General features: G+C 51.4%; 5 protein-coding genes and 4 pseudogenes. 7 read left to right on the plus strand and 2 right to left on the minus strand.

Annotated features, from left to right (window positions below; all coding sequences use genetic code 11):
• A pseudogene (locus ACIQWO_RS27015) lies at positions 1-283 on the minus strand (transposase); the annotation flags it as partial.
• Positions 284-1,313: 1,030 nt separating this feature from the next.
• On the opposite strand from ACIQWO_RS27015, the gene ACIQWO_RS27020 reads away from it, so the two are divergent.
• From ACIQWO_RS27020 to ACIQWO_RS27035, 4 genes and pseudogenes are all read left to right on the plus strand, one after another.
• A complete protein-coding gene (locus ACIQWO_RS27020) occupies positions 1,314-1,544 on the plus strand; it encodes a DUF3955 domain-containing protein (protein WP_402830785.1) in 231 nt (76 codons plus the stop codon).
• A gap of 465 nt (positions 1,545-2,009) precedes the next feature.
• Positions 2,010-3,305, plus strand: a complete 1,296-nt coding sequence (locus ACIQWO_RS27025; RefSeq protein WP_402830778.1) for an MFS transporter — start codon at positions 2,010-2,012, stop codon at positions 3,303-3,305.
• A 151-nt stretch (positions 3,306-3,456) separates the two neighbouring features.
• Positions 3,457-3,597, plus strand: a pseudogene (locus ACIQWO_RS27030) (transposase); the annotation flags it as partial.
• A gap of 350 nt (positions 3,598-3,947) precedes the next feature.
• Complete coding sequence (locus ACIQWO_RS27035; RefSeq protein ID WP_402830780.1) at positions 3,948-4,466, plus strand: transposase; 519 nt, start codon at positions 3,948-3,950, stop codon at positions 4,464-4,466.
• A 373-nt stretch (positions 4,467-4,839) separates the two neighbouring features.
• Here the strand turns inward: ACIQWO_RS27035 and ACIQWO_RS27040 are convergent.
• Positions 4,840-5,914 (minus strand): annotated as a pseudogene (locus ACIQWO_RS27040) (IS3 family transposase).
• A 57-nt stretch (positions 5,915-5,971) separates the two neighbouring features.
• Between ACIQWO_RS27040 and ACIQWO_RS27045 the strand changes: the two are divergent.
• From ACIQWO_RS27045 to ACIQWO_RS27055, 3 genes and pseudogenes are all read left to right on the plus strand, one after another.
• Positions 5,972-6,221: pseudogene (locus tag ACIQWO_RS27045) on the plus strand (transposase family protein); the annotation flags it as partial.
• A gap of 669 nt (positions 6,222-6,890) precedes the next feature.
• Entirely contained in the window at positions 6,891-8,660 is a 1,770-nt protein-coding gene (locus tag ACIQWO_RS27050; RefSeq protein ID WP_402830782.1) for a ShlB/FhaC/HecB family hemolysin secretion/activation protein, read from the plus strand.
• 32 nt (positions 8,661-8,692) lie between these two features.
• On the plus strand, positions 8,693-9,938 hold a 1,246-nt coding region (locus ACIQWO_RS27055), incomplete at its 3' end, for a peptide transporter (RefSeq protein WP_402830784.1).

Genomic DNA, 9,938 nt, shown 5'->3' on the forward strand with positions numbered 1-9,938 from the left:
TGACGGCGAGCGGGCGCGCTCACCATTTTTTTGCGTTGATCTCCTTCATCACATCAAGTTCGAGATCACGCTCGGCCAGTATCTTCTTAAGTCGCGCGTTTTCCTGCTCGAGCTGCTTCAGGCGCTTCACATCAGCGGCGTCCATCCCGCCGAAATACTGACGCCAGTTGTAGATCGTCTGCTCGCTGATCCCGTGCTTCTTCGACACCTCGGCGACCGGCGCCTTGTCCGCCTCGCGCAGGATCGTGACCATTTTCTCTTCCGTGAACCGGCTCTTCTTCATGACTTCCTTTCTCCGTTGGAAGCCATTCTCTCAAGTTTCAACTGGTCCGAAAATCACCGGGCAGGTCAGGCATATCTTCCATTTCAAACGATGAAAATCATGCCGGATTCTCCATTCTTCAGTGGGAACCTTTTCTTGGGTAGGGGTGTATTTAAAATTTATTCGATTTCATCTTGGATCCATTGATCGTAATCTAACGTCGCCTTCGCAAGAATACGGTGTTTTCACAGTTCCACATTGTGCCACCCGCTCAAATGACGGAATTGTATGTTGTGATCAAAATTCACGGTCTGGCGCTAGCAAACATATGCGAACCCTGCGGAGTGCCACTGAAAAATCGCAGGAACAGCCGGTAGCCAAGTGGAATATAGAAAATTTATCATTTCATGCTGCGATCTGTATTTCTATGAGGGGATTTCATGTGTGCAAATTCCGTTTTCAGCGCTGCGCTTGATCGCGACAACTGGTAGTCGTTGAGTTCGGTCGACGCGCTGTTTGCCGACGTGGCCATCAGGTTGGAGTTGGACTTAAATTTATTGGTCTCGGTTGCGCATCTCTGCCGCTACTTCGAGGGTTGGCACGGTGGATGCGTTCCGAGGCTATGGCGGCTTGTGTCCTCGCGTCCTAGTGCTGGTCTAGGTTGATGACGCTGAATTTGCGCGTGTCCAGCATGTTCAATTGGCAGATAGGCTGACTAGCCTCGGAGGGGCGTTGCGGTGGCACTCGACAATCACTTGAACATCCCGGGCCCGGATGCTCGGGGGGCTTCGTAATCGGGGGCGTCGGCGTTTTCTGTGCAGTTGTTGGAGGCAAATGGACAGGATGTATCCGAGTTAATTATCTTAAGTTGAGGGGGCAGAACCAACGGGGCCTTTCTCAAGGAAAGGTCATGCATCTCCCTGATGCGCTAATGTTCTGATTGATTATGTGTTTGGACGATTAGACGGCAGTTCATCTGATCACGGAGGAGTTGATGGCTTGCATTGTTTGGCTGGTGGTTACAGCACTTGCGTTGGGCCTATGTGTTGTGATGGCGAAGCGGGATGCTTCTAATCGCCGCTACTGGATTGTGAGCGCGTGTCTTATGCTCGCCGGTGGCGCACTTTGGTTGGCATTCACGGTGGTCGGTGCGAATTTGGATGCACAAGGGAATTTGCGAGATCCCTTCGCGCTACTGCTCATCGGATGGATGCTTATGGCTGTAGGCATTGTATCGAGCCTGATTTGCACCGTAATTGCCTTGTGCTGCAAACGGCGATGAGGCACGATATTTGGCGATGTTTCCTAGCTTAAAAAGGCTGGAAGGGGGAGCACGCCATGGATTTTCAATGCGTTATCGACTATTGGCATATTAAAGCTTGCGGAAAGGGCTTGGAGAATTTGAAGTCTGGTGATTAAAACCTCTTAACTGTCGGAGTTAAGCACTGCCGGGTCCGAATGCTGATAATCATAATGGATTGACCGATATGATCTACCGCCACGATGCATTAATGAATCATGGGGCTATCACATCGACAGCGGACACATCTTTCGATCACTACGGACTTTTGTCGAATGCCAAGTTTGGTGCATCTCAACATGAGTTGCGGCACTGAAAAATAAGACTGGGTCAAGACATTTTCGGTTTCAATTTGAGTTGCTCTCTGACTCTCAAAACTTACAAATTCAACAACCCCGAATGAATCCCCTCCCTGTATCGTCTGTACTGTCGAGAATTTCATGGGCAATGTTTGACTGGGCAAATCAACCATACTTCACCGTAATCTCGACGTTCATATTCGCACCGTATTTTGTTTCCAGCTACATCGGAGACCCTATTCAGGGACAAGCCCTTTGGGGGGCAGCGATTTCATCATCAGCCTTGCTAGTTGGGGTTGGGGCACCCATAGTTGGTGCCATTGTAGACGTCACCGGTAACCGCAAGTGTTGGCTGGCCTGCTTCCAAGTAGTTCTGTGCTGTTGCTGTTGCCTGCTCTGGATGGCAGAGCCCGGTAGGCTTGACATGTTACCAGTCATCCTGGTCGCCATTGTTATCTCGAACGTCTCTGCTGAGTACTCGGCCACGCTCAACAACGCCATGTTGCCCGAAATCGTTTCACCTCGGAACATTGGTCGGCTTAGTGGCATAGGATGGAGTTTAGGTTATGTGGGGGGTCTAATTGCGCTCTGTTGCGTCATTGTCGCGTCACGGCATCAACCAATTTTAGGACTGGGGTCGCCGCCTGGGAGCTATCAAATTGAGCGAAGCACGGGTCCTGCTACTGCGCTCTGGCTTACCGTCTTCGTCCTTCCAATGTTCCTTTTTACACCTGGACGTCGGCGAGCAACGATTTCCGGAAGGGCCGCAATAACAGTTGGTATTGGTCGATTAATTGAAACTTTTCGGAACATTCGTAGGCATGAAAATGTATTTATTTTCTTGTTGGCATACATGATCGCCTACGACGGACTGATTACGATCATTAGTTTTGGTGGAATTTACGCGGCAAACCTGTTTGGCTGGGGAAGTGAAGAGTTGGGAATATTTGGCATACTGATAACAACGATTGCAATTCCCTCGGTATTCGTTTGCGGAGCTTTAGAAGATCGGTTTAGTTCCAAAAAAATTATACAGTTATCGATACTAATCATATTTTTTAGCACGCTCGGGATACTTTCTATTACCAAAAATAGCATTTTTTTCGGTGTTCCAACCCCTCAACGGGCCGAACAAATTCAGAAATTTGGATCTATAGGTGAGCAAGTCTTTCTGGCCTTTGCGATGCTGCTTGGTATCGGCATGGGTCCATTGCAGGCTGCCAGTCGCTCCCTCGTTGCTCGTCTGTCTCCGCCCGATAAGGTCGGTGAATTTTTTGGTATTTTTGCGCTTTCCGGACGGGCAACCTCGTTTTTGGCGCCGCTGATCGTCACCATTGCCCTTCCCATTTTCAAAACGCAGCGAGTAACACCTATTGTTGTTCTATTCTTTCTTATTACTGGATTTCTTTTAATGAGTCGAGTTTCTGATAACTCTCATCGTTAGGGATAATGGATGAGTGATCTGTAGGTGTATATGTATGCAGCATGATTCTCTCGAATTTGCGGGGTGAAGCCAATGACTTTGACCTGACCGTGAAATTTCGTACCAAAGAAATCTAGAGATAATGGTTCCTCAGCTCAGGCGAGGAGTTGGTATGACGAAGAGTCAGTACAACGGCGAACAGATTGTGCGGAGACTGCGCGAGCCGGATCAGGATACGGTGCTTGAGGTGGCCAAACGTGACGGCCTGCGCGAGGCGTCGATTTTCGCTTGGCGAAAGCGCTTCGGCGAGATGGTCAGCGATGACATCGCGCTCTAAGCAGAGAATGTCAGGCTGAAAAAGCTAGTCGCCGATCAAGCACTGGATATCCAGCTTCTGAAGGAGATTGGTGCCAAAAAGTGGTAAGCGCACAGGTGTATTGATCTAGTGAAAACCTGCTCAAGTCATAATCGAGAAAAATACGATGAGCAAGGCAATGGAAGAAGACATCAAGAGATGGACGGCGAAGCGATGCTGGAGTTGCGTGCGCGAAAAAATTGAAGTCCCTGCTGGGCCTTAACAAGAACACCGTGCAGCGCGTGTTTTAGTTAAAAGGCTGGCAGGTTCGTAAGCGTCCGATAGGCTTTCGTCCGCGCATTCAGAGCATGCCTTCGGTCGCGGTGGCTCCCAATCAGCGCTGGTTCACGGACATGTGCCGAGTCTGGGTCGGACGTGACGGCAAGGCAACTTTGGCGTTGGTGATCGTCTATCATGCGCGAGAGCTACTCTGCTGGCATCTGTCACGAAACGGCAAAGCCGCCACGGCGTCAAACGCGCTGGAGCAAGCGCTGATAGCTCGTTTCGGCACACTGGGCCGCGTGCCAGAACCGCTTTTGCTTCGAAGCGACAACGGACTTGTCTTTAAGAGCCGAAATTACACAGAGCTGGTTCGAAGCTATGGTCTGCGTCAGGAGTTCATCGCGCCGCATTGCCCGCACCAAAACGGAGTGATCGAACGAGTGACTCGAATGCTCAAAGAGCAACGCGCGCACCGCCACCGCTTCGAAACTTTGCAGCACGCTTGTGGGGCGATTGCCGACTGGATTCAGTTCTATAACCATCAACGGTCACATCAGATGCTGAAGATGAAAACTCCGGCTGAGGCATTCGCTTTAGCCACCTAACCTGGGTGGGTTTTGCCGAGTCAATACATTAATTTCATCAAATATTTATTGCCAAGATATTGGGAGAAATATTCAAATAGAATAAATTCTATTGTTTATTTAATGAAGTAATGTGATACTGCGATTTCAGGAGGGTATTTTGCGCTTTCCTGAAATCGCTATCCTCAATGGCGCTGAGATGCTCAGTTCCCCGCTGAGTACTCTTCCTCTTGTCCGCGGATCTTCTGATCCGCGGCTTTTTTTGATCGAAGAATGCAGGTTCGCCGATCTGATCTGCCCGGGGTTGTTCGGATCAGCCGAAACTTGAGAGTACGAGGCTGCCAACGGAGAAGGCGTAAGCTTCCCCGTTAAGTAGACGGCAATAGATAGAGATCTAGGCCCTGGTTGGCTTAGGCATATACTGCGTCGGTGGGACGTCGCCCAACGATGCGTGGGGACGGTATTCGTTGTGGTCGACCAGCCATGGCCTGCACCTGCTGCAAATTGACGAATACGTGAGCATCGAGCACCTCGTTGCGATACGTTCGGTTGAATCGTTCAACATAGGTATTCGGTTTGGCTTACCTGGCTGGAATAGCGCATCGCAATGGCTTTGCTCTGAGCTCACTCGGTGAAGGCTAACGACACCATCTCCGGACCGCTATCCATTCGGATGGCGTCGGGCGTACCGTAGCAATCGAGCAGCCGACTGAGTACGCGTATAACTCGTGCCGACGGAATCGATGTACCGATTTCTACGGCAAGGCATTCGCGATTGGCCTCGTCAATGATGTTAAGCGTACGGAACCGACGTCCGCAATAATGCGTGTCGTGCGTGAAATCCGGTGCCCAACATCGATTCGGTTGCGTTGCTAGATCCAGCGGCTGGGGCGCACGTGTGGGCAAACGTCTTTTGCTGCGGTGAGGCAAATTCGGCATCATGCCGCAGTACACCCGATGTAAGCGTTTGTGATTCCATGTGCGCCCGTCCGGCCGCAGTCGATTGAAGCACTTCCAAAAGCCACGACCATGGGGTGGCACCACCGCGTTTAGCGCGTCAATCAGGTCGGCATCACGCTCGGACTCCGGGATTGGTCCCTTGTAATATGCCGCCCGCGAAATGCCAGCGATCCGACAGGCACGTGTGACCGGCAGCTTGGCTTGAACCAGTTGTTCGGCCACCTCGCGCCTAGCTGACGGCGTCAAGATTTTCGGTGCAAAACGTCCTTGATGGCCGAGTTCTCCAGCGCCAGATCTGCATACATGCGTTTGAGCTTGGTATTCTCGGCTTCGAGCTCGCGTAGGCGCTGCAGCTCCGAGACTCGCAGGCTCGAATACTTGCTCTTTCACAGGTAGTACGTCGCGTTGCTGATGCCGTGCTTGCGACACAGCTCTGCCACCGGCATTCCTGTTTCTCCCTCCTTCAACACCGCGACAATCTGACTTTCTGTGAATCTGCTGTTCTTCAAGGGAATCTCCAATTCTTGGAGGCCCAGAAATTCTACCTACTTGCGTCTGTCAACTGCTCGATGAATTTTGTGTTCGACCGAATTGCGAAAGGTCGGGGGATTGGGAGCCTGACGGTGGTCGATGATGCGGCGCATGAAGCGGTGGCCATCGTGCCCGAGCGATCGGCGGATTGGCACTACGCGCATTCTGGATCGCGCCGCAATGCAGCACGGTTTGCCGCAGGCGATTCGAACTGATAACGGTAAGGAATTCTGCGGTCGCGCGATGTTGAGCTGGATGCACGGACGAGGCGCGAAGTTGAATTTAGATTTTTTTCTATTAAAAAATCGAGGGCTTTATGATTTGATAGGCGAACTTATGTTTTGGGGAAATCTTAGTATTCTGCAATTGAACGCACAATCAATTTTTTCCAGTGAAGTGAAATTTTAGACTGCGGCGACCCGGGGGGGCTCGGCAGCATCGCCCTTTGAGAAGCTTCCGACGGGGGGCTGCCGCCAATTGGCACTGGGCATACGATCTGGCTCTTGCCGCTCAAAGTTATTATTCGTAATTTTTTAGCATTTCTATATTTCAGTTGTTCTTTGCCATAGCACTTACGCATGTATCCCGTGGCGTATCGTCGACGCAACGCCGCTGAGTGCAGTCAGGATGGTCTGCGCCTCCTCCCTTCCGGCCTCTTCTCTCTATATGCGAATCTGCCCACGGCCATTTCCACCAATGGAAAGCGGACTTCATCGTTCGCTATATCCGACAGGAAAATCGGAAACCAAAATTGATCAAAATCAAGGCGAGTGCGCCATTTTTTCTGCATAGAATTTTTGCCGATTTTTTTAGAAATTGTTCTATGTAACGAATTCCCGCGTGATGCGATGATTCATTTCGTCACATAGGCAAGGTTGCGCAATCGAAAAGAGCGAATTTGCCTCGTGATAAAAATATTTGAGAATAGTTTTATTACGAAATCACGAGCTCCAAATGAAAACTCGCAGGAAGTCTGGATTCGTCGCTCTCCGATTAGCAAGTTGTGCGTTGTTTGTCGTGATGGTTAACGCGGCTGTTGCTCAAGTTACGCCTCCTGGGTTGGGTGGGGCTAGCGTCGATGAGCTTCAGCATGGTGTTCAGCCTCGGCAGGTTGGTGGACTACCGACAAACGATGCTGCTCCTGCTGCAAAGTCTCAGCATGACGAAAGTCCTGCCGACGACTTTACGCCGCCGATTGAAATCAAAGGCTTCAGGCTGACGGGAGAAACTGTTTTTGAAGAGGCGCTTCTGCTGAAGGTTGCCAATGCAGTGCCCGGGGACTATACGTTCCGTCAGATCCAAGAGATAGCGAATCGGATCAAGCTTTATTACCGCGAACATGGCTATCTGGTCGCAGACACTATTGTTCCGGCGCAAGAATCCCGGGACGGTGTAATCCACATTCGCGTTGTTGAGGGGCGCCTAGAGGGGCAACCTACGGTTAGTAGCTCAGATTCAAGCGTGGACAATGCCATCCACAATATATATGCCGCGGCCGTCTGTGCGAACGTGCCTATTGACTCGGCGACGCAAACTTGTGGTGGAGACTTGGCGACATCGGGTTTGATCGAGCGAGTCGTTTTGCTTGCTCGTGAAAATACAGGCTATGAGGTGTATGCCGAACTTTCGCCAGGAGGGGAGCCAGGTTATACGCACATGGCACTAAACGCCACCCCCGGTCGTAAGGTCGCAGGCGAAGTTGTATTCGATAACTACGGCGGAGAAGCGACCGGCGTCTGGCGTGGGCAGGGACACGTTGTAGCAAGGTCTCTATTGACCACTGGAGACATACTTGACGGGATCGGTGGCCTCTCCAATAAGCCGACGCGCTATCAGTTTTTTCAGATCGACTACAGCGCTCCCGTTGGTGCCAAGGGGTGGCGAGCGGGCGTGAATTTCGGGCAAACGAATTACTCGCTTAGTGGTTCATTTTCGGCTTTGCGTGCCACTGGCACTTCACGTTCGATCGGAATCTACGCTCGATATCCGCTCGTGCTCCGATCGGACTTGCGAACCGACGTCACTGTATCCCTAAAGGGCGGGCAACTTCGTGACGACAATGCTCTATTCGAAAACCCCAGATTGTATTGGACTGCGAGCGCTGATCTTGCCGGTCGTATCGACGATACTTGGATCGGGTCTCCTGCAGTCTCGCTATGGGGGATTAGGGTAGACCACGGCTCGGTTCGAATTACCGACATGGTGCAGCAAGCGCTGGATAACTATTTTTTGCATACCGCCGGCTCGTTCAATCGAATTACCGTGCGCGGTTCGCGTGAACAGGCACTCATCGGCTCGCTTTCGATGTTTGCCGGTGTGACGGCTTTGGTCGGTGACAAAAACCTCGATCCGTACTTTAAGTTTAGCCTGGGTGGGCCCTATGCCGTACGTGCATATCCGTCTGGAGAAGCTTCTGGCGATCAGGGAGTGCTTGGCTCAATTGAGCTTCGGTACGCGCTGCCACCGGTTTCGGTATTTGATCATACGTTGGGTGCGCGCGTTTCTGCGTTCTATGACACCGGTTGGGTGAGAAACAACCGGTATCCGTACCCCGGTGTTGTAAACAACACCAGTCTTCGTTCTGGTGCCGGTCTCCAGGTCGAGCTCACAGATGCGCAGTTGTTCAGTCTGCGGGTCTTTTGGGCGACGGCAGTTGGTTCGGGCGCTTCTACCAATGATGGTGCACGCTCCCGCGTTGGCGTGATGGTAAGCGGTGCCTTTTGATTGGCAGCGATTTCATTAGGAATGGTGTGACCATGGAATTCTCTCTCGAAAAATTCGAAGCGCACGCATACGGCGGCGATCTTGAAATGGCGATGCGTCAATTGGTGGCGCTGCTTAACAACCTGGATGCGAACTACGGTGGCGTAGATAAAAAATTTCACGCGCAGCCACTCAGCAGCGTCACTGAAGATGAAGCGTTTTCGCATGTCTGGACGCGAGCTGCCGGCGCTGCGTCTGCCTTACTCGCAAACAAAGATCTGTTTATCAGCCAGGAGTGGCGTATTCCGTTGCTTACGCTGCAGCGTTGGTTGGCGGCATTGTTTGCAGCGACGACGTTTCAAAACACCGACCACATTATGCGTGCGTTGAACAGAAATACGTCTCAAGAGGATCTTAGTAGTGTGAGCATTGCCGCACAAGACATGCTCAAGTTTTGCTTCCTTTACACCCCGGATGCGGAGGTTCCTTTGAACATTGATCGGATGTGGGAACACGATCAGGTTCTTGCTGTTTCATTGGCGATGATGTTGCTCTCGCCACGGTTCATCGGGACACCGTCAGCTCATTCTAAGCGAGAGATTCTACTTCCGTGGCTTACATCGCATTTGCCTATGATTCCCGATCTCGAGTTGCTTCCAGTTGGCGTTCTACATGATGTCTACATGCACTGCAGCTATGCGGATCGTGCAGACAAGCATGACGTGAAGCTTGCCATAAATGCACTGATCAAGCGAAAACTTAAGCAGGACGGGGTGATTGACACTGACTTCAGCAATTGGGATGCCGTGTCCGTCAAGACCAAAGGCAAACCTGTTCTTCTGGTTGTCCTTGAATGGTTTTCCAGCGCTCACTCGATTTATCGAACCCATTCGCGCACGATCGAGGCTGCACGGGAACATTTTCATGTCGTAGCGATGGCATACGAAAATACAGTGGACGAAGTGACTAAGCAAGTCTTCGACGAATTTGTTCCCATTCAGCAAGATGCTGCGATGATCGATCAACTGACTACCATTCAGCGTGAGGCAAATCATCGCCATGCGTCCATGCTGTACATGCCGAGTGTCGGTATGTTTCCCCTCACGATGTGGTTGGCCAATCTACGTGTTGCACCGATTCAAGCCATGGCACTGGGACATCCCGCAACGACGCATTCCAATGCCATCGATTACGTTGTGGTGGAAGAAGATTACGTGGGGGATGAGGCCTGCTTCAGCGAGAAGTTGTTGACGTTGCCCTCTGACGGAATGCCATATCGTGCATCGGGGGCGCTGCCAG

Source organism: Pandoraea sp. NPDC090278, assembly GCF_044772185.1.
In the GTDB taxonomy this organism is placed as follows: domain Bacteria; phylum Pseudomonadota; class Gammaproteobacteria; order Burkholderiales; family Burkholderiaceae; genus Pandoraea.